The following is a 24,222-nucleotide window of genomic DNA, read 5'->3' on the forward strand; positions in this document are numbered from 1 at the left end:
GGGTCCCCTCCGCTGCTGTTCCGGGCCGCCCGGCCCGCGGCGCGGGGCCGTGGCGGCTAGTTGTCCGTGGCGCGGCCGCCGGCGGACTCCCCGGGCCCGGCCTCGTCGGCCAGCTCCCGGACCGCCGCCGCGAACGCCTCGCCCCGCTCGCCGTAGTGGGTGAACATGTCCATCGACGCGCAGGCCGGGGCCAGCAGGACCGTATCGCCGGGGGCGGCGAGCCGGGCCGCCTCCCGGACGGCCTCGGCCATCGCCCCAGTGTCGGTCCGGTCGAGGTCCACCACCGGGACATCCGGGGCGTGTCGTGCCAGCGCCTCCTTGATCAGGGCCCGGTCGGCCCCGAGCAGGACGGCGCCGCGCAGCCGCCCGGCGGCGCCGGTGACCAGGTCGTCGAAGGTCGCGCCCTTGGCGAGGCCGCCCGCGATCCACACCACGGACCCGTAGGCGGCCAGGGACGCCTCGGCGGCGTGGGTGTTGGTGGCCTTGGAGTCGTCCACGTACGCCACCCCGGCCACGTCGGCGACGTGGGCGATGCGGTGGGCGTCCGGCCGGAAGGCGCGCAGGCCGTCGCGGACGGCCTTGGGCTCCACGCCGAAGGCGCGCGCCAGGGCGGCGGCGGCCAGGGCGTTGGCGATGTTGTGCGGCGCCGGCGGGTGGATGTCGGAGACCTCGGCGAGCTCCTGCGCGTTGCGCTGCCGGTCGGCGACGAACGCACGGTCGACGAGGATGCCGTCCACCACGCCGAGTTCGGAGAGGCCGGGGGCGCCGAGGGTGAAGCCGATGGCGCGGCAGCCCTCCTCGACGTCGGCGTCGCGGACCAGCTGCTCGGTGCGCGGGTCGGCGGTGTTGTAGACGCAGGCGATCCGGTTGCCCTCGTAGACCCGGCCCTTGTCGGCGGCGTACGCCTTCATGGAGCCGTGCCAGTCGAGGTGGTCCGGGGCCAGGTTGAGGACGGCCGCGGAGTGGGCGCGCAGCGAGGGCGCCCAGTGCAGCTGGTAGCTGGAGAGCTCGACGGCCAGGACGTCGTAGGGCTCCTGCGAGAGCACCACGTCGACGATGGGGGTGCCGATGTTGCCGACGGCGGCGGTGCGCAGGCCGGCGGCCTCCAGGATGGAGGCGAGCATCCGGACGGTCGTCGTCTTGCCGTTGGTGCCGGTGACGGCGAGCCAGGGGGGCGCGCCTTCACCGCGCAGCCGCCAGGCGATCTCGACGTCGCCGACGACGTCGACGCCGGCCTCGGCGGCGGCGGTGAACAGCGGGCTGTCCGGGCGCCAGCCGGGCGAGGTGACGACGAGGTCGGTGCCCTCGGGGAGGGTGTCGGCGTCGTTCAGCCGGACGGTGACGGCGTCGCCGAGGCCGGCCGCGCGCTCGCGCAGGGCCTCGCCGTCACCGCCGTCGACGACGGTGACCCGGGCGCCGAGGCCGGCCAGGGCGCGGGCGGCGCTGACGCCGCTCACGCCGAGGCCGGCGACGGTGATGTGCTTGCCGTGGAATTCCGAGGTGGTCACTTGATGGCCAGCCATCCCGCGTAGAAGATTCCGAGGCCGACGGCCACGCACAGGCCCTGGATGATCCAGAAGCGGACCACCACGAGGACTTCGCTCCACCCCTTGAGTTCGAAGTGGTGCTGGAGCGGGGCCATCCGGAAGACGCGCTTCCCGGTGAGGCGGAACGAGCCGACCTGGATCACCACGGACATGGTGATGAGGACGAACAGACCGCCGAGCACGGCGATGAGGAGCTCGGTGCGGGAGCAGATGGCCAGTCCCGCCAGCGCGCCGCCGAGGGCGAGCGAGCCGGTGTCGCCCATGAAGATCTTGGCGGGCGAGGTGTTCCACCAGAGGAAGCCGAAGCACGAGCCCATCAGCGCGGAGGCGACGACGGCGAGGTCGAGTGGGTCTCTGACCTCGTAACAGGCGGCGCCCGCGGTCAGCGGGTTGCCGCAGGACTGGCCGTGCTGCCAGGTGCCGATGAACACGTACGCGCCGAAGACCATCACCGAGGCGCCGGTGGCGAGGCCGTCGAGGCCGTCGGTGAGGTTCACGCCGTTCGACATCGCGAGGATCATGAACAGCGCCCAGACCACGAAGATCACCGGACCCAGCGCCCAGCCGAAGTCCTGGGTGAACGACAGCCGGGTGGAGGCCGGGGTCTGGCCGCGGGTGTCCGCGAACTGCAGGGCCAGCACCGCGAACGCGATGCCGACGATCAGCTGACCGGCCATCTTGGCCTTGGCCCGCAGACCGAGGCTGCGCTGCTTGACGATCTTGATGTAGTCGTCGAGGAAGCCGACCAGGCCCATGCCGGCGGTCAGGAACAGCACCAGCAGACCGGAGGTGGTCGGCTTGCTGCTGGTCGCCACCTTGGTGACGGCGTACGCGACCAGGGTGGCCAGGATGAAGGCGATGCCACCCATGGTGGGCGTGCCCTTCTTCCCGGCGTGGCCGCGCGGGCCGTCGTCCCGGATGAACTGGCCGTAGCCCTTGCGGGCGAGGAACTTGATCAGCAGCGGAGTGCCGATCAGCGTCAGGAAGAGTCCGACGACTCCCGCGACAAGGATCTGGTTCATCGACCGGTGACCTCGCCCTCACCCGCGAGCAGCTGTTCCGCGACCCGCTCCAGCCCGACCGACCGGGACCCCTTCACCAGGACGACGTCCCCCGGACGCAGCTCGCTGCGCAACAGGTCGACCGCCGCCCGCACGTCGGACACGTGCACCGACTCCTCACCCCACGAACCCTCGTTGTAGGCGCCCATGCACAGCCAGGCCGCTTCCCTGTCCCCGACTGCCACGAGCTTGCTGACGTTGAGCCGGACGGCCAGCCGTCCGACCGCGTCGTGCTCGGCGAGCGACTCCTCGCCGAGCTCCGCCATCTGGCCGAGCACCGCCCACGTGCGGCCCCCCCGCGCCCTGGCGGTCTCGCCCATGGCGGCCAGCGCGCGGAGCGCGGCCTTCATGGACTCGGGGTTCGCGTTGTAGGCGTCGTTGACGATCGTCACGCCGTCCGCGCGCTCGGTGACCTCCATCCGCCAGCGGGAGAGCTGGCCCGCCTCGGAGAGCGCGGAGGCGATCTCCTGCACGGGCATGCCCAGCTCGTGGGCGACGGCGGCGGCGGCGAGCGCGTTCGACACGTGGTGCTCACCGTACAGCCGCATGGTCACCTCGGCGCACCCGGTGGGGGTGTGCAGCGTGAAGGCGGGCCGGCCGTCCGGGGTGAGGCGGACGCCCTCCGCCCGTACGTCGGCGTCGGCGGCCTCGCCGAACAGCACCGTACGGGCCTTGGTGCGCGCGGTCATCGCGCGGACCAGCGGGTCGTCGGCGTTGAGCACGGCGACGCCGCCCTCGGCCGCCGACGGCAGCGCCTCGACCAGCTCGCCCTTGGCCAGCGCGATCCGCTCCCGGCCGCCGAACTCGCCGATGTGCGCGGTGCCGACGTTGAGCACGAGGCCGATGCGCGGCGGGGTGAGCTCGGCGAGGTAGCGGATGTGGCCGACGCCGCGGGCGCCCATCTCCAGGACGAGGTGGCGGGTCTCCTCGGTGGCGCGCAGGGCGGTCACCGGGAGGCCGATCTCGTTGTTGAGGTTGCCGGCCGGGCACACCGTCGGTCCCAGGCGGCCCAGGAGCTGCCCGATCAGGTCCTTGGTGCTGGTCTTCCCGGCGGAGCCGGTCAGGCCGACGACGGTGGCGCCCAGGCGCTCCACGACGGCGCGGGCCAGGGCCCCGAGGGCTGCGACGACGTCCGGGACGACGATGGCGGGTACGCCGACGGGACGGGTGGCCAGTACGGCGACCGCCCCGGCCTCGATGGCGCGTCCGGCGTAGTCGTGCCCGTCGACGTGCTCCCCGGCGAAGGCCGCGAACAGGCCGCCGGGGACGACCTCACGGGAGTCGTAGACGACCGGGCCGGTGGCCAGGGCGTCCGGGTCCGGTATGTCGTGCTGCCGCCCGCCGACGAGGGCGGTGATCTCGGCGAGGGACAGGGGGATCACCTGGGGTCACCTCCAGCCGTTCGGTCGGGCTTCCGGGGGGAGGTTTGTGCGCGCATGGCGGTCTGTCATCCCTGGTCGTTCCGGTGCTTGGTGACCGCGTGGGTACCGGTGCCGCGCTCGATGGCCTCGCGCAGCACCTGGCGGTCGTCGAAGGGGCGTACCACTCCGGCGATGTCCTGGCCCTGCTCGTGGCCCTTGCCCAGGACGAGGACGGTGTCTCCGGGCTCGGCGCGGGCGACGGCGGCGGCGATGGCGGCGGCGCGGTCCTCCATGAGCAGGACGGCGCCGCGCTCGGCGGCGGGCACCTCGGCGGCGCCCGCGAGCATGGTGGCGAGGATCGCGAGGGGATCCTCGGAGCGGGGGTTGTCGGAGGTCAGGACGGCGGTGTCGGCGAGCCGGGCCAGCGCGGCGCCCATCGGGGCGCGCTTGGTGGTGTCCCGGTCGCCGCCGCAGCCGAGGACGGCGTGGATGCGGCCGGGGGTGACCTTGCGCAGGGCGCGGAGAACCGATTCGACGGCGTCCGTCTTGTGGGCGTAGTCGACGACGGCGAGGTAGCCCTGCCCGGCGTCGACGCGCTCCAGCCGGCCGGGGACGCCGGCGACGGCGGCGACGCCGTCCGCGGCGGTCCGCGGGTCGGCGCCGGCGGCGACCAGCGCCACGACGGCGGCGAGCGCGTTGGCGACGTTGAACGGGCCGGCCAGCGGTGAACGACCGGGGACGGAGACGCCGTCGGGGCCCTCGATGGTGAACGTGGAGTCGAACAGGCCGCTCTCGACGTCCACCGCGCGCCAGTCGGCGTCCGGGCTGCCCGCGGCGGAGAAGGTGACGACGGGGACCTCGGACTCGCCCCCGGCGAGCCGGCGGCCGTACGCGTCGTCGAGGTTGACCACGCCGATCCGGCTGCGCTCCTTGGTGAAGAGCTCGGCCTTGGCCCGGAAGTAGTCCTCCATGTCGGAGTGGAACTCCATGTGCTCCGGGCTGAGGTTGTTGAAGACGGCGACGTCGAAGACGCAGCCGTCGACCCGGCCGAGCACCAGCGCGTGGCTGGAGACCTCCATGGCCACCGAGTGGACGCCCTTCTCGCGCATCACGGCGAACAGGGCCTGGAGGTCGGTGGCCTCGGGGGTGGTGCGCTCGGACTTCACGCGCTCGTCGCCGATGCGGGACTCGACGGTGCCGATCAGGCCGGTGAGGGCCGCTGGGCGGTCGCCGGTGGCGCGGGAGCGCTCCCAGGCGCGCAGGCCACCCTCGATGAGGTACGCGGTGGTGGTCTTGCCGGAGGTGCCCGTGATGCCGATGCGCAGCAGGTCCCGGCCGGGCTCGCCGTAGACGGCGGCCGCGAGGGCGCCCATCCGGCCGCGCGGGTCGTCGACGACCAGGACCGGCAGGCCGGTCGCGGCGGCGCGCTCGGCGCCCGCCGGGTCGGTCAGCACGGCCGCGGCGCCGAGCTTCGCCGCCTGCTCGCTGAAGGCGGCGCCGTGGAACCGGGCGCCGGGCAGGGCCGCGTAGAGGTCACCGGGGCGGACGGCACGGGAGTCGTGCGTGATGCCGGTGACCTCGGACGCCGGGCTCCCCGGGGCGCGGACGCCCAGCTGACCGGCGAGCTCCGTGAGCGGCACGGGCCGGACCCGGGTGGGGCGGGGCGCTCCCGGAGCGGTGGGTTCCGGGGTGGTGGCTGGGGACTGATCAGCGTGGGGCACGGCGGTGAGCGTACCGGGCGCACCCGGCCCGTCGCGAAGCGAGGGGCGCGCCGGGCCGCGGTTCCCCGGTTCCGACGTGCCGTGCGTCACAGTCGGCACGCCCCGGTGGCACGGCGCGGCGGCACCGTCAGTACTCCACGGGCAGCCGGGGCGGCCCGCTGCCGGAGGGCGGCACCTGGAGCGTCTTCAGCGCGAAGGACATGACCTGCTGGAACACCGGTCCGCAGATCTGGCCGCCGAAGTAGCTGCCCCGGGTGGGGTTCTGGATGGCGCAGTAGACGGTGACGCGGGGCTGGTCGGCGGGGGCGAAGCCGGCGAAGGAGGCGGTGTAGCCGTGGTAGCGGCCGGTGCGCGGATCCACCCGGTTGGACGTGCCGGTCTTGCCGGCCACCCGGTAGCCGGGGATCTTCGCCTTGGTCCCGGTGCCGTCCCGGTCGTCGACGACCGACTCCAGCATCTCCGACAGCTGCTTGGCGGTCTTCTCGCTGATCACCCGGGTGCGGGGCGGGGCGGGCGCGGGGAGGTAGCGCCCGTCGGGGCCCTTGGTGCCGCGTACCAGCGTCGGCCGGACGCGTTCGCCGCCGCCGGCGATGGTCGAGTAGACGGAGGCGGCCTGGACGGCGTTGAGGGACAGGCCCTGGCCGAACGGGACGGTGTAGCGCTGGGAGGCGCTCCACTCCCGCGCCGGGGCCAGGATGCCCGGCGTCTCGCCCGGGAAGCCCAGGCCGGTGGGCTGCCCGAGGCCGAACTTGCGCAGGTACGAGTAGAGGACCGCGCCCGACTCCTCGGGGGTCTTGCCGAGCTGCTCGCTGGCCAGGATGGTGCCGATGTTGCTGGACTTGGCGAGCACCCCGTTGAGGGTGAGGTGCCAGGTGGCGTGGTCGATGTCGTCGGCGAACGCCCGGTCGGCGCGCGGCAGCCGGTTGGGGACCTCCACCCGGGTGTCGGGGGTGGCGACGCCTTCCTCCAGGACGGCGGCCATCGTCATCACCTTGTTGACGCTGCCGGGCTCGTAGGCGTCCTGGAGCGCGGCGTTGCCCAGCGCGGCGCGGTCGGCGTGGGCGAGGTCGTTGGGGTTGTAGCCGGGGGCGTTGGCCATGGCCAGGATCTCGCCGCTGCGGGAGTCCTGGACGACGACGTAGCCGCGGTCGGCGGCGGACGCGCGGACCTGGGCGGCGATGGCGCTCTGGGCGGCCCACTGGATGTCCCGGTCGAGGGTCAGCTCGACGTCCGAGCCGGGGACGGCCGCCTGCTCCTTCAGGTCGCCGGTGGGCACCTGCCGGCCGCCGGACTGGGCGTAGACCCGCTTGCCGTCCTTGCCGGCGAGCGCGGTGTTGAGCTGGGCCTCCAGCCCGCCGCCGCCCTTGCCGTCGGCGTTGACGAAGCCCAGTATCCCGGCGGCGAGGTCGCCGTTGGGGTACACGCGCTTGCTGTGCGCCTCGCGGTTGACGCCGGTGAGCAGGTTGAGGGCGCCGTTCCTGCCGCGGACGCGGGCGGCCTTCCCCTGCTTGAGCTCCCTGATCCGGTCCCAGACCTGGGGCGGCTGCTGCCGGGCCAGGACCACGTACTTGGAGGCCGGGTTGGCGGTGAGCTTCTCCTCCACCTCGTCGACGGGCCCGCCCAGGACCGGGGCCAGCAGCTCGGCGGCCTTGCGGGCGGCGTTCTTGAGGCCGGTGTGCTCGGGGGTGAGCAGGTCGGGGGCGGCGGTGATGTCGTAGGCGTCGACGGTGGTGGCCAGGTTCACGCCGTTGCGGTCGGTGATGGCACCGCGCTCGGCGGCCAGGGTGACGGGGATGTAGCGGTTGACGTTGGCGCGGGCGGCGTAGGCGTCGGCGTCGACGGCCTGCACCTGGAGCAGCCGCACGGTGAACACCAGCAGCACCAGGGTGAGGCCGAGGCCGATCAGCCGGAGCCGGGGCCGTGGATTGCCCAGGCGGAGCGGGCGGGTGCCAACGCGGGGGCGCGCCGGGCGGGCCGCGGGGCGGGCGGGCCCGGGAACCGGGCGGCGGGGCTGCTGCCTGGGCGCCGTCACGACGTCACCTGCCTGGGAGTCCGGGGAGGGAAGGTGCGGAGGGTACGAGGGGTGCTGTGGGTGCGGCCGGTGCTGTGGATGCCGCGGGTGCCGGCGAGGGGGCCGGTTCGGCCGCCGGGGGTCCCGGGGCCGGCACGGGGGACGGTACGGGCGCGGGTGCCGGCGGCCGGTACGCGGCCGGGTCCGGCCCGTCGGCGCCGGGGGCCGCGCCCCCCTCGGGCGCGGGGGCGGGCACGCCACTGACCGTCCCGTCGGGGTTGAGGAAGGCGGGACTGCCGCCGGGGACCATGCCCAGCTCCCGGGCCCGGCGCTCCAGCGCGTCGGGGGCGGCGAGCTGGTCGACCTCCTGCTGGAGGGCCTGCTGCCGGTCGGTCAGCTCGGTGGTCTTCCGCTGGAGCCTGCTGAGCTCGAACGAGCCCTGGTTGAGCGCCGAGTTGAGCAGCAGCAGGCCGATCAGCCCGGAGCCGAGCAGCACCACGACCAGCAGCACGAAGGGGGTGCGCCGCGCGCCGCCGGTCCCGACCGGCAGCAGCCGGCCGAGCCGGCTCCCGCCGGCGGTGCCCCGGGTGCGCGCGGTGGCCGTCATGGCGCGTCCGTCACGTCCTCGCGGACGCGCTCCGCTCCGCGCAGCCGGGCGGGGGCGGCCCGCCGGTTCTCGGCGACCTCCTCCTCGGTGGGCAGTTCGGCGCCGCGGGTGAGCAGCTTCAGCCGCGGCTGGTAGCGCTCGGGGACGACGGGCAGGCCGGGGGGCGCGGTGGTGGCGGCGCCGGCCGCGAAGACCTGCTTGACGATGCGGTCCTCCAGCGACTGGTAGGACAGCACCGCGATCCGGCCGCCCACCGCGAGCGCCTTGACGGCGGCCGGAATGGCCCGTTCGACGCTGGCCAGTTCGCCGTTGACCTCGATGCGCAGCGCCTGGAAGGTGCGCTTCGCCGGGTTGCCGCCGGTGCGCTTGGCGGCCTGCGGCAGCGCGTCCCGGATCAGCTCGACGAGCCGGGCGCTGCGGGTGAAGGGCTCCTTCTCGCGCTCCCGGACGACCGCCTCGACGATCCGCCGGGCCTGCTTCTCCTCGCCGTACGCCCGCAGGATGCGGACGAGTTCGCCGGGCGGGTAGGTGTTGAGGACCTCGGCGGCGCTGATGCCCTTCGTCTGGTCCATGCGCATGTCGAGCGGCGCGTCCTGCGCGTAGGCGAAGCCGCGGTCGGCCTCGTCGAGCTGCATGGACGAGACGCCGAGGTCGAACAGGACGCCCTGGACGCGCGGGATGCCCAGCCGCTCCAGCACCTCGGGGAGCTCGTGGTAGACGGCCTGGACGAGGGTGGCGCGGTCGCCGAAGGGGGCCAGCCGGCCGCCGGCCAGGGCGAGGGCGGTGGGGTCGCGGTCGAGGGCGACGAGCCGGGCCTCCGGGAAGGCGGTGAGCAGCGCCTCGCTGTGCCCCCCGGCGCCCAGCGTGCAGTCGACGACGACGGCACCGGGCTCCGTGAGGGCGGGGGCGAGCATGTCCAGGCAGCGCTGGAGCATGACGGGGACGTGACGCGCGTTGCTGCTCATGCGCCCTTCTGGGAGTGCGGTACGGCGCGGGGCGCACGCACCGCCGGGTCCCCGCCCGCTCGAAGGGGGTGCGCCGCCCGGCCCGGCGCCGGCGGGCGGCGCGGGACGGCCGGGGAGCGGGAAGGGGCCGAGGGGTACGGACACATCGCGCACGTGGCGGGTTTCCGGATTTCCTGGTACGGCTGGGTCGCTGGGTTCCGGCGGTTCGGGGGAGCGGCTCGCCTCCCACTTCGCGCCACTTTAGTCCACTCGTCCCCCCGGTCAATCAACCGGCCAGCGCGCCGGAGGACGGGCCGCGGCGGCGGGCTCACCCGGACGGCCGCACGCCCCTCCGGGCTGTGGCTTGCCTCACAGATGGCCGCGTTGACGGCGTTTGCCCGCCTCTTCGGGGGGCCGACGGGCCGGTAGCCGACTACCTTCGTGCACATGTCGATATCCGCGTCTCCGCCCCCCAGCACCTCCGGCGCCGACGGCGGCCACTCCACGGTCACGGACCGTCTCGTGGCGGCCAACGCGCGCTACGCAGCCGAGTTCACCGATCCGGGCATGGACGCCCGGCCGGTCCTCAAGGTCGCGGTCGTCGCCTGCATGGACGCCCGCATCGACCTGCACGCCGCGCTCGGCCTGGAGCTCGGCGACTGCCACACCATCCGCAACGCCGGCGGTGTCGTCACCGACGACATCATCCGGTCCCTGACCATCAGCCAGCGCGCCCTGGGTACCCGTTCGGTGGTCCTCATCCACCACACGGGCTGCGGCCTGCTGAACCTGACGGAGGACTTCCGGCACGAGATCGAGGAGGAGGTCGGACAGCGGCCGCCGTGGGCGGTGGAGGCGTTCCGCGACCTGGACCAGGACGTCCGGCAGTCCATGCAGCGGGTGCGCACCTCCCCGTTCCTGCTGCACAAGGACGACGTCCGCGGGTTCGTCTTCGACGTGGCCACCGGGCTGCTGCGGGAGATCGACCCGCGGCCCTGAACCGCACCGAAGGGCCCGCCCGCGCTGCCGTCGTGCCGCGCGGGCGGTGAGAATGCGTAAAGGAACCGCCGTCCCGCCCGCCTCGCGCGGGCGGGGCGCCGGCGGGGTTGGGGAGGGGCCGTTCCCGGTGGGGGGCGGGATCCCGTGAACGTGTGGACGGGCCGAGGAGGGCCGGGGTGACGACCTTTGACGAACGAGCGGGCCTGAGCGATCTGACGAGTACGGCGGAGCGGGTGCGCGCCTCCGTCGAGGCCGTGATCGAGGGCAAGCCGGAGGTCGTCAGGACCGCGCTGACCGTGCTGCTGGCCGAGGGCCACCTGCTCATCGAGGACGTGCCGGGGGTGGGCAAGACCATGCTCGCCAAGGCGCTGGCCCGCTCGATCGACTGCTCGGTGCGGCGCATCCAGTTCACGCCGGACCTGCTGCCGTCCGACATCACCGGCGTCAGCGTCTTCGACCAGGAGCGGCGGGAGTTCGAGTTCAGACCCGGGGCGATCTTCGCGCAGATCGTCATCGGCGACGAGATCAACCGCGCCTCCCCGAAGACCCAGTCGGCGCTGCTGGAGTCGATGGAGGAACGCCAGGTCACGGCCGACGGCCGGACCCACGAACTGCCCAGCCCCTTCATGGTGGTGGCCACCCAGAACCCGGTCGAGATGGAGGGCACCTACCCGCTGCCGGAGGCGCAGCGCGACCGGTTCATGGCCCGGGTCTCCATGGGCTACCCCAGCCCGGAGGCGGAACTGCGGATGCTGGACCTGCACGGCGGCACCTCCCCGCTGGACGACCTCCAGCCGGCCGCGCACGCCCACGACATCGTCAAGCTGGTCGAGGCCGTCCGGGCCGTGCACGTCGCCGAGTCGGTGCGGCGGTACGCGGTCGACCTGGTCAACGGCACCCGGCACCACCCCGAGCTGCGGCTCGGCGCGTCGCCGCGCGGCACCCTGCACCTGCTGCGCGCCGCGAAGGCCACGGCGGCGCTGGCCGGCCGCGACTACACGCTGCCCGACGACGTCCGGGCGGTGGCCGTCGCGGTGCTGGCGCACCGGCTGCTGCCGACCGCGCAGGCGCAGCTGAGCCGGCGCGCCCCGGAGCAGATCGTCCTGGACATCCTGCGGCTCACCCCCGTCCCCGTCCCGGAGCAGGCCGCGCCGCGGCCCCCGGAGGCGCGACGGCCGTGACGGACCACCCGTACCCCCCGGGCGAGCCGGCCGCCGACGGCGACGGCGGACTGCGGGCGGCGTTCGGGGGGCTGACCACGCGCGGCCGGTCCTTCCTGGCCGCCGGGGCCGCCGCCGTCGTCTGCTCCTACGTCCTGGGCCAGGAGGGCCTGCTGCGGGTGGGGCTGCTGCTGGCCGTCCTGCCGGTGGTGTGCGTCCTGGTGCTGCACCGCACCCGGCACCGGATCACCGGCGACCGCGTCCTCTCCCCCGCCCGGGTGACCGCCGGGCAGGAGGCGCAGGTGCGGCTGCGCGTCGCCAACGTCTCCCGCGTCCCCACCGGCGTGCTGCTGGTCGAGGACCAGGTGCCCTGGGTGCTCGGTCCGCACCCGCGGTTCACCCTGGACCGGATGCGGCCGGGCGGTCACCGCGAGGTGGCCTACCGGGTCCGGGCCGACCTGCGCGGCCGCTACCCGCTGGGGCCGCTGCGGCTGCGGCTGACCGACCCGTTCGGCATGTGCGAGGTCAGCCGCGGCTTCGGCACCCACGCGATGCTCACGGCCGTCCCCTACTGCGAGCCGCTGCCGCCGCTGCGGATGTCCGGCGACGCGGCCGGGCGCGGCGACGGCAGCCTGCGCACGCTCGCCCTCGCGGGCGACGACGACATCATTCCGCGCGCCTACCGGCACGGCGACGACGTGCGCCGGATCCACTGGCGGGCCACCGCCAGGACCGGCGAGCTCATGGTCCGCCGGGAGGAGCAGCAGCGGCGGGCCCAGGCCACGGTGCTGCTCGACACCCGGGGCGTCGCCTTCGCCGGGGCCGGGCCGGGCGCGCCGTTCGAACGGGCGGTGGCGGCGGCCGCGTCCGTCGCCGTCCACCTGCTCCAACTGGGCTTCACCGTACGGCTGCTGACCGACACCGGCGCCTGGCTCTCCGGCCCCGACGGCGTCGGCGGACGGGCCGGCGGGGCCCTCGACCCGGCGGACGCGGCCGGGACGCTGCTCGACGCGCTCGCGGTCGTCGACCACTCGGAGGCCGTCGGGCTGTCCGCCGCCCAGGAGGCGCTGCGCGGCGACACCGGGGGGCTGCTCGTGGCGTTCCTCGGCGGGCTGAGCCCGCAGGAGGCCACGCGCGTCGCCGGCCTGCGGCGGCGCGGCACCACGGCGTTCGCGTTCCTCCTCGACCCGGTCGCCTGGCCGGGCGCCCACCTGGGCCACCCGAACGCCTTCGTCCCGCTCCACACCCTCCACGCCGCCGGCTGGACGGCCCTCGCCATGACCCCGCATCTCCCGTTCCCGGCCCTGTGGCAGCTCGCGGGGACACCGGCGGGACGGGGCGGCAGCGCGATGGGCACTCCCGGGTACGGGGGGCCGGGGGGATGGGCGTGAACGCGGTGTGGGACACGGTGACGCCCGGGGCGACCCGGCGCGGCGCGGGACGCCGGGCGGACGGGACGGGCCCGGCGGCCGGCTCTTGCCGGTGCGGGGCACGGACGGTGCCCGGCGCGGCGGACGGTACGCGGTACGCGATCGGCGGCCCCGGACGCCCCGGGGCGCGGCGCGGCACAGGCTGCCATACGGACGGGGCGCCCGCACCGTGCCGGTGCGCGGCGCGGCCACTGCCCGGCACGACGGACGGCGCTCCCGGACGCCCCCGGGCGCGGCGTGACGCGGGACACCACGCCGACGGGACGGGCCCCACGCCCGTCCCCCGCCGGTGCGCGGCACGGACGGTGCCCGGCCCGGCGGACGGCGCTCGCGGACGGGCCGGGGCGGTGCGGGGGCCGTCGGAGACGGACCGGCCCGGGTCGTACGGACGGGAGCGGGGCCGGGCGGGCACGGCCGGGGCCGGATGGCACCGGGCGTACGGGCGGGAACGGGGAGGTCGGGTATGAGTGGCGGTATACGGGCCGCTCTGTGCGCCGTGGTGGCCACGGTCGGGGCCGCCTGCGCGATGGTGCCGCTGGTGGACGGCGCCGGCTGGCTCGTCCAGGCGGCGGCGCTGCTCGCGGTGCAGGCCGCGGCCGGGGTGGCGGTCCGGCGGTTCGTGGCGGCCCGGCCGCTCGCGACCGTCGCGGAGGCGCTCACCGGGCTGCTGCTGCTCACCCTGGTCTTCGCCCGCGGCCACGCCGTCGCCGGGCTGCTGCCGGGCCCGGAGGCGTTCGCGGAGTTCTCCCGGCTGCTGAACCAGGGCGCGGACGACATCGGGCGGTACGCGATACCGGCGCCCGCGTCAGCGGGCATCCGGTTGATGCTGGTCGGCGGCGTGCTGGTGATCGGCTTGGTCGTGGACCTGCTGGCGGTCGCCTGCCGGAGCGCGGCGACCGCCGGGCTGCCGCTGCTGGCGCTGTACTCCGTCGGGGCCGGGCTGGCCCAGGGCGGCGGGGACTGGCTGTGGTTCCTGGCGGGCGCGGGCGGCTATCTGCTGCTGCTCCTCGCGGAGAGCCGGGAGCGCCTGGCCCGCCGGGGGTTCGCCGGCCAGGCCGGAGCCCCGGAGCCCGCGCAGGGAGGCCCGGTCGGGGGTGCGCTCGCGGGCGCGTTCGGGAGCGCGTTCGCCCCCGGCCGCACCGGCCGCCGGATCGGCGCGCTCGCGCTGGGGGTGGCCGTGGCCGTCCCGGCGGTGCTGCCCGCGATCGGCGGCGGCCTGCTGACGCCGCGCGGCCGGGACTCAGGGCAGGAACGCGAGGGCGGCACGATCTCCGCGGTCAACCCGCTGGTCTCGCTGCGGGACAGCCTCAACCAGCGGGAGAACCGCGAACTCCTGCGCTACCGCACCTCCTCCGAGGCGCCGCAGGACCTGTATCTGCGGATCGTCGCGCTCGACCGGTTCGACGGCGCCACCTGGCGCACCTCGGAACGGCGCGTCACCGACGTCCCGGACCGGCTGCCCACGCCCCAGGGCCTCTCCCCCGACGTGCGCACGGTCCGGGTGAACACCTCCGTCGTGGCCGCCGACGGCTACGGGCAGGACTACCTGCCGCTGCCCTACCCGGCGGACTCGGTACGCGTCGGCGGCCAGTGGCGGTACGAGCCGGAGGGCCGGACCCTGGTCGGCGACCACGGGCAGACCACCCGCGGGCTGCGCTACCAGGTGTCGACCCTGGCCCCCCAGCCGACGGCCGAGCAGCTCACCAACGCGCCCCGGCCGCCCGAGGCGCTGCACCGCGAGTACACCAAGGTGCCGTCGACGCTCCCCCCGGTGGTCGAGGAGCGGGCGCGGCAGGTCACCGAGGGCGCGCGCAGCGACTACGAGCGGGCGGTACGGCTCCAGGAGTGGTTCGCGGTCGGCGGCGGCTTCACCTACGACACCGACGTGCGGACGGGCGGCGACGACGAGGCCGTCGCGCGGTTCCTGGAGGAGAAGCGGGGCTTCTGCGTCCACTTCTCCTTCTCGATGGCGGCGATGGCGCGGACGCTGGGCATCCCGGCGCGGGTCGCGGTCGGCTTCACCGCGGGCGACCGGCAGGAGGACGGCTCCATGTCCGTCGGCTCCAAGGACGCCCACGCCTGGCCGGAGCTGTACTTCGAGGGCGCGGGCTGGACCCGCTTCGAGCCGACGCCCAGCCGCGGCAGCCGCCCGGTGTACACCGTCGAGCAGCCCGCCCCCGGGGCCTCGCCGGGCGCCCCCGTGCCCACCCCGGACCACTCCGCCGCGCCCCGGCCGGCGCCGACGGCGGGCGCGGACTGCCGCTCCGGGCGGCCGTCGCGCGGGGAGTGCCCCGACCCGTCGGGGAAGCGCTCCCCGGCGCTCTCCGCCGACCCGCCGGACTCGGACTCCGGCATCCCGGTCGTCCCGGTGGCCGCCGCGGGCGCCCTGCTGGTGCTCCTCCTGCTGGCCGCTCCCCCGCTGCTGCGCACCCGCATCCGGGCCCGGCGGCTCGGCGGTCCGGAACCGCGGACTCCGGAGGAGGCGGCGGGCCGCACCCTGGCGGCCTGGCGGGAGCTGCTGGACACGGCCTGGGACTACGGGATCCCGCCGGATGCGGCGCGGACGCCGCGGGGGGCGGTGGAGCGTCTCGTGCGGGAGGGCTCGCTGGAGGCTGATGCCGCCTCCGCGGCGGGGCGGGTGGCCGACGCGGTGGAGCTGGCGCTCTACGCTCCACGGCCTGCGCCGGCCGATGTGCCTTCGGGTGAGGTGGCCCTGGTGCGGGCCGGGCTGCGCTCGGCGGCCGGCCGGGCCGCTCGGCTGCGGGCGTTCTTCGCGCCGGCGTCGCTGGGACGCTCCCTGCGGGGGCTTCGCCTGCGGCGGTAGGTGCCCCGGTCCCGCCCTTTCACCGTTTCTTGCGGGGGCTGCGCCCCCGCACTCCCGAAACCGCGCTCCGCGCGGTTGTCCTCAAACGCCGGACGGGCTATATCAGCCCGTCCGGCGTTTGAGGACGAGCGGCGAAGCCGCGAAAAAGGGGGGGGGGGGGTCTGGGGCGCAGCCCCAGGAAACGGCGAAAGGGCGGGACCGGGGCATACACCCCGTCCCGCCCCGGAAGCACGGCGCGTCAGCGCCCCTGCTCGTCGCGCCGCCGCTGCCAGCGCTGTTCGATCCGGTCCATCATCGAGCGGCGCTGCCGCATCTGCCGGCGTGCGGCCAGGCCGCCGCCCAGGGGCCCTGCGCCGGGCGCGGAACCGGGACGTGGCGCCTTGCGCCACCCCGTCACCACCAGCACCGCACACCCCAGCATGACGAGGAACCCCACCACGCTGATCCAGATCCACTGGGCGACCATTCCGGCCATGAGGAGCGCGATGCCCACCAGGAAGCCCGCGATCGCCTGGTAGACCCGTCGCCGGGTGTACGTGCGCAGGCCGCTGCCTTCGAGCGCTGTGGCGAACTTGGGATCTTCGGCGTACAGCGCTCGCTCCATCTGCTCGAGCATGCGCTGCTCGTGCTCCGAGAGCGGCACGGAGTCCTCCTACTCGTCGGTCGCGGGGGGCGACCGGGGTGCGACCCTTTCAGGATAGGCAGGGAATCGCCCCCATGAAACCCGCCCCTCTGCGCCAATTCGCCCACCGGACCCGGTGTGGCGGTCGGTGTTGTGGTGATGACGTCGGGACGTTCATTCCCTGCCCGCCGACCCGTCATGCCGGACCGTGTCTACCGATCATACGGGGCGAACGGGCTGATCGGGCGGGCCCGTGCGGGCCCGGTTCAGACCCGTTCGGCCAGGACGTGGAGCTGGGTGGCCACCGCGTGGAAGGCGGGGAGCGCCGCCGCCTCGGCTTCCAGCCGGGCCAGGGCGTCCCGGGCGCCGGGCTGGGCGTCCACGAGGACGCCGGGGACGAGGTCGGCGAAGACGCGGACGCCGTGCACGGCGGTGACGTCCAGGCCGGCGCCGGTGACCAGCTCCGAGAGCTGGTCGGCGGTGAAGCGGCGCGGCACCGGGTCGCCGGCTCCCCAGTGCCCGGCGGGGTCGGTGAGGGCCTGCCGGGCCTCGGTGAAGTGGCCGGCGAGGGCGCGGGCGAGGACCGCGCCGCCGAGGCCGGCGGCGAGCAGACTGAGCACGCCGGAGGGGCGCAGGGCGGCGGCGACGGCCCGCAGGCCCTCGGCGGGGTCGTCCACGTACTCCAGGACGCCGTGGCAGAGGACGGCGTCGTACGCGCCGCGGCCGACCACGTCGAACAGGCCCTGGGTGTCGCCCTGGACACCGCGCACCCGGTCGGCGACGCCGGCCTCGGCGGCCCGGCGCTCCAGCGCGAACAGCGCGTTGGGGCTGGGGTCGACGACGGTGACCCGGTGTCCGAGGCGGGCCACCTCGACGGCGAACTGGCCGCTGCCGCCGCCCGCGTCCAGGACCTCCAGGCCGGCACCGGCACCCCCACCGGCACTCTGACCGGCACTCTGACCGGCCGCAGCCCGCCGGTCGAGGGCGTCCCGGAGGACCTCCCAGACCACGGCGGTACGCAGGGACGCGCGGGGGCGCGATGGGGTCTCCCCACCCAGGGAAAGCTCGGACACGGCGGGTGGCTCCTCGGCGCGGGTGGCGGCACCGCCGGTGCGGCGGTGGCGGATGACGGTCGTCGGCGCCCCCAGCCTAATGGGCCGGGTCCCGGCCGCCCGCACTCCGCTCCCCCGCGGGCCGCGGCGGGCCCGGTCACCCGCCGGTCACCCCACCCTGCCGCGGCCGGGGGCCGGTTGTGCGGGGAGCCGGGGCTGGAGGACCAGCCCCCGTTCGACGAGCCGCAGGAACATCGCCGCCGCGCGCAGCAGCTCGTCGGCCTCCCGCTCGTCCGCCGCCGACGCTATGCCGGCCTCGGCCCGCGCCCGGCGGGCGGCGCCGGCGGCGAACAGGGCGCTCCACTCGGCGAGTTCGGGCACCACCTCGGGGAGGATCTCCCAGGCGCTGCGGATCCGGTGCCGCCGGCGGCCCGTGGTCTCCGGCCGGCCGCGCGCGGCGAGCACGGCGGCGGCGGTGCGCAGCGCGGCGAGGTGGGCGGTGGCGAACCGCTCGTGCGGGGCGTCGAGGGCGGCGGCCTCCACCAGGGCCTGCCGGGCCTGCGCGAGGAGTTCGGTGGCGGCGGGCGGGGCGGTGGCGCGGGCGGGCGGGGGCACGTCCCACACGCCCGTGCCCGGGGCAAGGCGGACGTCGCTCCTGCTGCGGGCCATGACGAACCTCCTTCGTCGGGGCGGCGCGGGCCGGTCGCCCGTACCACCGTCTGCCCTTATCGTCCTGCACCCCACTGACAATCGCCCTGACCTGCAAGGACTTTGGGCATGCGACCCCGGCGACGGGGCAGAGGAGGGGTGCGCCATACTTTTTGCACTGACTGGTCAGTGCAAGTGCAGGACGCTCACGGAAGCCGCACCACCGCCACGTCACCTGGAGGCCGTCGCATGGACCGCACCTCGCTCGGGGCCGCCGTCACGGCCCGCGGACTCGGCGTCGCCGGGCCCCGCGGCTGGACGTTCCGCGCCGTGGACGTCACCGCCGCCCCCGGCGACCTCGTCGCCGTCGAAGGCCCGTCCGGCTCGGGCCGTACCTGCCTTCTGCTCACCCTCACCGGAAGAATGCGCCCCACCGCGGGAACGGCCGAGGTCGGCGGCCTGCCGCTGCCCCGCCGGATGACCGCGGTCCGCCGGATCTCGGCGCTCGCCCAGGTCGCCGGCGTCTGCGAGCCGGAGGGCGCGCTGAGCGTCGCGGAGCACGTACGGGAACGGATGCTGCTGCGCCCACTGGCCGAGCGCCGGGCGAAGGCGGCCGGGCGCGCCGACGCCGCCCTGGCGGCCGTCGGCCTCGACGTGGACGCGCTGCCCGCCGGCCCCCGCACCCTCGCCCGCGACCTGGACCGGCCGGAGTCGCTGCGGCTGTCCCTGGCCCTGGCCCTGATCGGCGGCCCGCGCCTGATCGCCGTCGACGACGCCGATCTCAAGCTGGACCCCGCCGGACGCGCGGACGCCTGGGCGCTGCTGCGGTCCGTCGCGGCGTCCGGCCCCACCGTGCTCGCCGTCTGCGGCGAGGCGCCCGAGGACGCCGACGCCGTCGTCACCACCCACGGGAAGGAGACGGCGGATGCGTTCGCCGAGGCTGGCCGCGCTTGAGCTCAGGAAGTTCGGCAGAGGTGCCCTGCCGCGCGCCGCGCTCGTCGCGCTGCTGCTCCTGCCGCTGCTCTACGGAGCCCTGTACCTCTGGTCGTTCTGGGACCCCTACGGGCGGCTCGACAAGGTGCCCGTGGCGCTGGTGAACGCCGACCGGGGCGCCACCGTGGACGGCAAGCGGCTCACCGCCGGCGACTCCATCGTCGACGGCCTGCGCGACAGCAAGACGTTCCGGTGGCGGGAGACCGGTGCCGCCGAGGCCCGGAAGGGCCTGGAGGACGGCACGTACTACCTGTCGCTCACCATCCCCGCCGACTTCAGCCGCCGGGTCGCCTCCAGCGCGGGCGACTCCCCGGAGACCGGAGCGCTCCAGGTCCGGACGAACGACGCCAACAACTACATCGTCGGATCCATCTCCCGCACGGTCTTCTCCGAGGTCCGGGCCGCCGCCTCGCGCAAGGCGTCCCGGACCTTCTACGACCGGATCTTCGTCTCGTTCTCCACCCTGCACGGGAAGACCCAGGAGGCCGCCGAGGGCGCGGACAGACTGGGCGACGGCATCGGCACCGCCCGCAAGGGCGCCGGCGACCTCAAGGACGGCCTGGCCAAGGCCGCGGAGGGCAGCGGGCGGCTGCGGAAGGGCGTCGGCGAACTGTACGGCGGCGCCGGGAAGCTGGACGACGCCTCCGGGCAACTCGCCGACGGCGCGGGCAAGGTGGCCGCCGGCACCCGCAAGCTCGCCGACCGGGTCAACGGCGCGGCGACGAGCCCGGACGCCCGCTATGTGAAGGAGCACGCCCGCGAGATCGGCGAGGACGCCCGCAAGGTGGCCGCCGAGGCGCGGACGCTCCGCCGGCACCTGGACGACCTGCCGTCCGCCGCCACCACCGCCAGGCTCGCCCGGGGCAGCGCGGCCGGCGCCGAGGTGCTCGGCGACTCGTACGCCGAGCTCTGCGAACGGGCCGCCGAGCCCCCGGCGTTCTGCCCGAAGCTGCGCAAGGCGCTGTTCGCCGCCCGGCAGTCCGCCCTGGGCGCCCGCGAGCTCGACACCCTCGTGCAGAACCGGAACGGCGAACTCGACGCGTTCCCGGCCAAACTGGACGCCCTCCGCTCCGGCGCCGAGAAGCTGCGCGACAAGGCACCCACGCTGGCGGCCGAGATCGACGCGGCCGTCCGGGACGTCAACACCCTCGACTCCGGCGCCCACCGCGTCGCGGACGGCGCGGAGAAGCTGCACGGCGGCGCCGGGAAGCTGCGCGACGGCCTCGGCACCGCGCGGACGGGCGCCGCCGGCCTCGACGACGGGCTCGGGAAGCTGCGCGACGGCGCCGACAAGCTCCAGGGCGGCATGGTCAAGCTCTCCGACGGCTCGTCGAAGCTGGCCGGCGGGCTGCACGACGGCGTCAAGAAGATCCCCGACTACGGCAAGGACGAGCGCGACGCCCGCACCGGGGTCATGGCCGACCCGGTCGGACTCGCCTCCCGCGCCACCCACAAGGCGCCCAACTACGGCACCGGCTTCGCCCCGTACTTCATCCCGCTCTCCCTCTGGGTCGGCGCGATGGTGGCCTACATGCTGTTCCCGCCGCTCAACCGGCGCGCCCTGGCCGCCGGTGCCCCCGCCTGGCGGACCGCCCTCGCGGGCTGGCTGCCGGTCGTCGCGGTCGGGGTGCTCCAGGCCGGCGCGCTGCTGGCCGTCCTCTGCTGGGGGCTGGGCCTGCACCTGGCCCGCGCGGCGGGCACGATCGGCTTCCTGTGCCTGGTGGCGGCGTCGTTCGCCGCGATCGTGCAGTGGCTCAACGCCCGCTTCGGCCCGGCCGGCCGGATCCTCGTCCTGATGCTGCTGATGCTCCAGCTGACGTCGGCGGGCGGCACCTATCCGGTGCAGACCAGCCCCGGCTTCTTCAACGCCCTGCACCCCTTCCTGCCCATGAGCTACGTGGTCGACGGGCTGCGCCACCTCATCACCGGCGGCGATCCGGCGGCCGTGTGGCGGGCCTGCGCGGTGCTGGCCGCGTTCGCCGCGGGCGCCTTGGCGCTCACCGCGTGGACGGCCCGGCGCCGGCAGGTGTGGACGGTACGGGACCTGCACCCGGAGCTGAGCCTGTGAGGCCCGTGGGACCCGTGGGGCCCGTACCGGAGGACACGGTGCGTACAGGGAGAATCACCGGCATGGACAGCAGCAGTACGCGCCGCGGCAGAACCCGGCGCCGCCTCTTCGAGGCGGCCGTCACCCTCATCGCCGAACAGGGCTTCTCCTCCACCACCGTCGACGAGATCGCCGAACGCGCCGGAGTGGCCAAGGGCACCGTCTACTACAACTTCGCGAGCAAGACGGTCCTCTTCGAGGAGCTCCTGCGGGACGGCATCGAGCTGCTGACCGTCTCCCTGCGGCAGGCCGCCGACGACACGGCGGCCCGCGGCGGCGGCCGGGTGGACGCCCTCGACGCGATGGTGCGCGCGGGCCTGGACTTCATCGCCCGCTACCCGGCGCTGATGCAGCTGTACGTCGCGGAGCTGTGGCGCACCAACCGGGCTTGGCAGTCGACGCTGATGCAGGTGCGGCAGAAGGCGATCGCCGTGATCGAGGGGGTGCTGGCGGAGGCCGTCGCCGAGGGCGAGCTGAGCCCGGAGATCGACGTTCCGCTGACGGCGTCGGCGCTGTTCGGGATGGTGCTCGTGGCCGCGCTGGACTGGCAGTCGTTCCAGCCGGAGCGGTCGGTGGAAGACGTGCACGCGGCGCTGTCGCGGCTGCTGCAGGGGCGCGTGGGCGGGCACGCCTGCTAGCCGGCGGGTGAGGAGCGCGGTCCCGCGCGCGGCGCCCGTTCCGCCGCCCCGTGCCGGCGGTGCGGGCGCCGCGCTCCCCCACGGCCCCACTCTTCCGCCCGCCGGACCGGGGGCTCATCCGTGCCGCTACTCAGCCCGTACTCAACCGGCGGCGTCCGGAGGCGTCCGGCGGGCTGAGTACGTCCGCCTACGATCGTCCCCATGTCCGTACTCCCCATGGTGTTCACCAGCGGCTGGGCGAGCGGGATCAACGCCTACGCGGTGGTCCTGCTGCTCGGCCTGTTCGGCAGGGCCGGCGTCGGCGGCGAGGTGCCCGAGGCACTGCAGCGCCCCGAGGTGCTGATCGTCGCCGGTGTGCTGTTCCTCTGCGAGGCCGTCGCCGACAAGGTCCCGTACGTGGACACGGTGTGGGACGCCGTCCACACGCTGGTCCGGCCCGCCTGCGGGGCGATGGTCGGGGCGCTGCTGGCCGGGCAGAGCGGCGGCTCGCTCTCGGAGGTGGCCTACGGGGCCGTGGGCGGGACGACGGCGCTGGTGATGCACCTGGTGAAGATGAGCACGCGGATGGCGGTCAACACCTCGCCGGAGCCGCTGAGCAACATCCTGCTGAGCGCCGCGGAGGACCTGGGCGTCGCCGCCCTCGTGGTCTTCGCCCTGTTCCACCCGGCCGTCGCGGCGGGCATCGCCGGGACGCTGCTGGTCCTGGGGATCGGGACGGTGGTGGTCCTGTGGCGCCGGGTACGGGCGTTCCGGCAGCGGCGCAAGGAACGGAAGGCGGCACGGCGGGAGGGGCGTACGGCGGAGGCGCCGGCGTAGGACGAGGCGGGCCCCGGCGGCGTTTCCGGTTCCGGATAGGGTCGGCCGCATGGCACGAATTGCGGTGATCGGCGCCGGCATGGGCGCCATGGCGGCTGCCGCCCGGCTGGCCGTCGCCGGCCACTCGGTGACGGTGTACGAGCGCGGCGAGACGTACGGCGGAGGCGTCGGGCGGTACGCGCGGGACGGCTTCGTCTTCGACACGGGACCGCAGCTGCTGCACCTGCCGGCCGTCTACCGCGACCTCTTCGTCAAGACCGGCAAGGAGTCCCTGGAGCAGAGCGTCGGCCTCACCCAGGTGGACCCGGCGAGCGCCCACCTCTTCGCCGACGGGACGGCGTTCGCGCTGCCCAACGCCTCGCGCGCCGGCGTCGTCCGGGCACTGGACGAGGCGGTGGGCGCGGGCGCGGGCGAGCGCTGGAGCGAGCTGGTCAACCGGGCCCGGGAGGCGTGGGACGCGACGCGGCGCCCGCTGCTGGAGGAGCCGCTGAGCACGGACCCGGCGGAGCGGGCGGCCCTGGCCCGCGACGCGTACCCGGCGCGGCGCGGCTTCTTCCGGCGGAGCGCGCCGGCCACCCTGGCGGCCGTCGCCGGCCGGGAGCTGCGCGATCCCCGGCTCGCCGCCCTGCTGGAGAGCCACGCGCTGGCCCACGGCCTCGACCCGCGCACCGCGCCGGCGAGCGCGACCGTCCTTCCCTACCTGGAGCAGACCTTCGGCAGCTGGTACGTGGCCGGCGGGCTGCGCGGCCTCGCCGACGCGCTGCACCGGCGGTGCGTGGCCCGGCGGGTGGAGTTCCGGTTCGGCGCCGAGGTGGCCGGGGTGGTCGAGAAGGACGGTCGCGCGGCGGGCGTCCGGCTCGCGGACGGGATGGTCGAGGAGGCGGCGTTCGTCGTCACGGGCGCTCCGGACCCGGCTTCGGCGCCCCTGTCCCCCGGCCGGTTCACCGTCCTCCTCGCCCTGCGCGGGGGCCGGCCGGCGGGGGTGGCGCACCGCACGGTCGTCCACGCGCCGTCGCGTGAGCGGGAGTTGGCGGGCGTCTTCGACGCGGCGGGCCCCGACCTCGGTTACGTGCCGACCGTCACCGTCCTCCGGCCCGACGATCCGGCCGTCCGGCCCGACGACGGGCACGAGGCGGTCACGCTGACCGCGACGGTCGCTCCGCAGGGCCGTGTGGACTGGAGGGATGCGGGGGGCGTCGCCGCGTTCGCCGACCGGATGCTCCTGGCCGCCGAGGCGGCCGTTCCCGGGCTGGCGGATCGGGTGCTGTGGCGGGAGGTGCGGACGCCGGTGGATACGGCGGCGGTTACGGGGGCTCCGGGCGGGGGTGTGCCTGCGCCCGCGTTGAGTGGGGGTGGCGGTGCTTTCCTGTTCCCGGCGAACAGTGGGGAGTTGCCCGGGTTGTTCCGGGTGGGTGGGTTTGCCCATCCGGGGGGCGGGCTGGCGCACTCGGGGATGTCGGGGGCGTTGGTGGCGGGGCTGATCGTGGAGGGGGAAGGGTTCAGGGGTTCACAGTGAGGTGTGCCCCGGTCCCGCCCTTTCACCGTTTCTTGCGGGGGCAAGCCCCCGCACCCCCGAAGCGCGCTGCGCGCGCTGTCCTCAAACGCCGGACGGGCTGAATCGTGCCTGCGCGGGCACTATCAGCCCGTCCGGCGTTTGAGGACGAGCGGCGAAGCCGCGAAA

The 24,222-nt window shown here is 75.5% G+C and carries 19 protein-coding genes; 9 read left to right on the forward strand and 10 right to left on the reverse strand.

Annotation, left to right across the window (positions count from 1 at the left end; translation table 11 throughout):
* Window positions 1–56: 56 nt before the first annotated feature.
* The 7 genes from murD to rsmH form a co-directional block, all read right to left on the reverse strand.
* Window positions 57–1,523: a UDP-N-acetylmuramoyl-L-alanine--D-glutamate ligase gene (gene murD, locus ACH4PU_RS24605; protein WP_398275901.1), complete on the reverse strand. Its 1,467-nt coding sequence runs from the start codon at window positions 1,521–1,523 to the stop codon at window positions 57–59.
* Window positions 1,505–2,569, reverse strand: coding sequence for a phospho-N-acetylmuramoyl-pentapeptide-transferase (gene mraY / locus ACH4PU_RS24610; protein ID WP_004952655.1), 1,065 nt, complete (start codon window positions 2,567–2,569; stop codon window positions 1,505–1,507). Before mraY ends, murD begins: the two co-directional genes overlap by 19 nt.
* Window positions 2,566–3,990, reverse strand: a complete 1,425-nt coding sequence (gene murF / locus ACH4PU_RS24615; RefSeq protein ID WP_398275906.1) for a UDP-N-acetylmuramoyl-tripeptide--D-alanyl-D-alanine ligase — start codon at window positions 3,988–3,990, stop codon at window positions 2,566–2,568. Before murF ends, mraY begins: the two co-directional genes overlap by 4 nt.
* 65 nt (window positions 3,991–4,055) lie before the next feature.
* A complete protein-coding gene (locus ACH4PU_RS24620; RefSeq protein ID WP_398276293.1) occupies window positions 4,056–5,780 on the reverse strand; it encodes a UDP-N-acetylmuramoyl-L-alanyl-D-glutamate--2,6-diaminopimelate ligase in 1,725 nt (574 codons plus the stop codon).
* 37 nt (window positions 5,781–5,817) lie between these two features.
* Entirely contained in the window at window positions 5,818–7,722 is a 1,905-nt protein-coding gene (locus ACH4PU_RS24625; RefSeq protein WP_398275909.1) for a peptidoglycan D,D-transpeptidase FtsI family protein, read from the reverse strand.
* 4 nt (window positions 7,723–7,726) lie between these two features.
* The gene (locus ACH4PU_RS24630; RefSeq protein ID WP_398275912.1) at window positions 7,727–8,308 is read right to left on the reverse strand and encodes a septum formation initiator family protein; all 582 of its coding nucleotides are present in this window, start codon (window positions 8,306–8,308) and stop codon (window positions 7,727–7,729) included.
* Window positions 8,305–9,273 carry a 16S rRNA (cytosine(1402)-N(4))-methyltransferase RsmH gene (rsmH, locus tag ACH4PU_RS24635; protein WP_185943605.1) on the reverse strand — a complete coding sequence of 323 codons (969 nt, stop codon included), beginning with the start codon at window positions 9,271–9,273 and terminating at the stop codon, window positions 8,305–8,307. The genes ACH4PU_RS24630 and rsmH overlap by 4 nt, the downstream gene beginning before the upstream one ends.
* Window positions 9,274–9,699: 426 nt before the next feature.
* On the opposite strand from rsmH, the gene ACH4PU_RS24640 reads away from it, so the two are divergent.
* The 4 genes from ACH4PU_RS24640 (at window position 9,700) to ACH4PU_RS24655 (ending at window position 15,665) form a co-directional block, all read left to right on the forward strand.
* Window positions 9,700–10,251 carry a beta-class carbonic anhydrase gene (locus ACH4PU_RS24640; RefSeq protein WP_398275915.1) on the forward strand — a complete coding sequence of 184 codons (552 nt, stop codon included), beginning with the start codon at window positions 9,700–9,702 and terminating at the stop codon, window positions 10,249–10,251.
* Between the two features lie 176 nt (window positions 10,252–10,427).
* Entirely contained in the window at window positions 10,428–11,432 is a 1,005-nt protein-coding gene (locus ACH4PU_RS24645; RefSeq protein ID WP_398275918.1) for an AAA family ATPase, read from the forward strand.
* Entirely contained in the window at window positions 11,429–12,802 is a 1,374-nt protein-coding gene (locus ACH4PU_RS24650; protein WP_398275921.1) for a DUF58 domain-containing protein, read from the forward strand. Before ACH4PU_RS24645 ends, ACH4PU_RS24650 begins: the two co-directional genes overlap by 4 nt.
* Window positions 12,803–13,304: 502 nt before the next feature.
* Window positions 13,305–15,665, forward strand: coding sequence for a DUF3488 and DUF4129 domain-containing transglutaminase family protein (locus tag ACH4PU_RS24655; RefSeq protein ID WP_398275923.1), 2,361 nt, complete (start codon window positions 13,305–13,307; stop codon window positions 15,663–15,665).
* Window positions 15,666–15,903: 238 nt separating this feature from the next.
* On the opposite strand, the gene ACH4PU_RS24660 is transcribed toward ACH4PU_RS24655, so the two are convergent.
* The 3 genes from ACH4PU_RS24660 to ACH4PU_RS24670 all read right to left on the reverse strand — a co-directional run bounded on the left by ACH4PU_RS24660 (window position 15,904) and on the right by ACH4PU_RS24670 (window position 18,008).
* On the reverse strand, window positions 15,904–16,308 hold the full coding sequence (locus ACH4PU_RS24660; RefSeq protein WP_398275926.1) for a DUF3040 domain-containing protein: 405 nt from the start codon (window positions 16,306–16,308) through the stop codon (window positions 15,904–15,906).
* A 245-nt stretch (window positions 16,309–16,553) separates the two neighbouring features.
* Window positions 16,554–17,360, reverse strand: coding sequence for a methyltransferase (locus ACH4PU_RS24665; RefSeq protein ID WP_398275929.1), 807 nt, complete (start codon window positions 17,358–17,360; stop codon window positions 16,554–16,556).
* Between the two features lie 147 nt (window positions 17,361–17,507).
* Window positions 17,508–18,008 carry an SAV_6107 family HEPN domain-containing protein gene (locus ACH4PU_RS24670; protein ID WP_398275932.1) on the reverse strand — a complete coding sequence of 167 codons (501 nt, stop codon included), beginning with the start codon at window positions 18,006–18,008 and terminating at the stop codon, window positions 17,508–17,510.
* A 228-nt stretch (window positions 18,009–18,236) separates the two neighbouring features.
* Between ACH4PU_RS24670 and ACH4PU_RS24675 the strand changes: the two genes are divergently transcribed.
* From ACH4PU_RS24675 to ACH4PU_RS24695, 5 genes are all read left to right on the forward strand, one after another.
* Window positions 18,237–18,941, forward strand: coding sequence for an ATP-binding cassette domain-containing protein (locus tag ACH4PU_RS24675; protein WP_398275935.1), 705 nt, complete (start codon window positions 18,237–18,239; stop codon window positions 18,939–18,941).
* Complete coding sequence (locus ACH4PU_RS24680) at window positions 18,913–21,048, forward strand: YhgE/Pip family protein (RefSeq protein ID WP_398275938.1); 2,136 nt, start codon at window positions 18,913–18,915, stop codon at window positions 21,046–21,048. Before ACH4PU_RS24675 ends, ACH4PU_RS24680 begins: the two co-directional genes overlap by 29 nt.
* A 62-nt stretch (window positions 21,049–21,110) precedes the next feature.
* On the forward strand, window positions 21,111–21,725 hold the full coding sequence (locus ACH4PU_RS24685; protein ID WP_398275941.1) for a TetR/AcrR family transcriptional regulator: 615 nt from the start codon (window positions 21,111–21,113) through the stop codon (window positions 21,723–21,725).
* A gap of 201 nt (window positions 21,726–21,926) precedes the next feature.
* On the forward strand, window positions 21,927–22,541 hold the full coding sequence (locus ACH4PU_RS24690; RefSeq protein ID WP_398275944.1) for a DUF4126 domain-containing protein: 615 nt from the start codon (window positions 21,927–21,929) through the stop codon (window positions 22,539–22,541).
* Window positions 22,542–22,590: 49 nt separating this feature from the next.
* Window positions 22,591–24,057 (forward strand): phytoene desaturase family protein, encoded by a 1,467-nt coding sequence (locus ACH4PU_RS24695; RefSeq protein WP_398275947.1) that lies wholly within the window; start codon window positions 22,591–22,593, stop codon window positions 24,055–24,057.
* Window positions 24,058–24,222: the final 165 nt, after the last annotated feature.

Origin of the sequence: Streptomyces sp. NPDC021100 (genome assembly GCF_044333095.1) — a bacterium.
GTDB lineage: Bacteria > Actinomycetota > Actinomycetes > Streptomycetales > Streptomycetaceae > Streptomyces.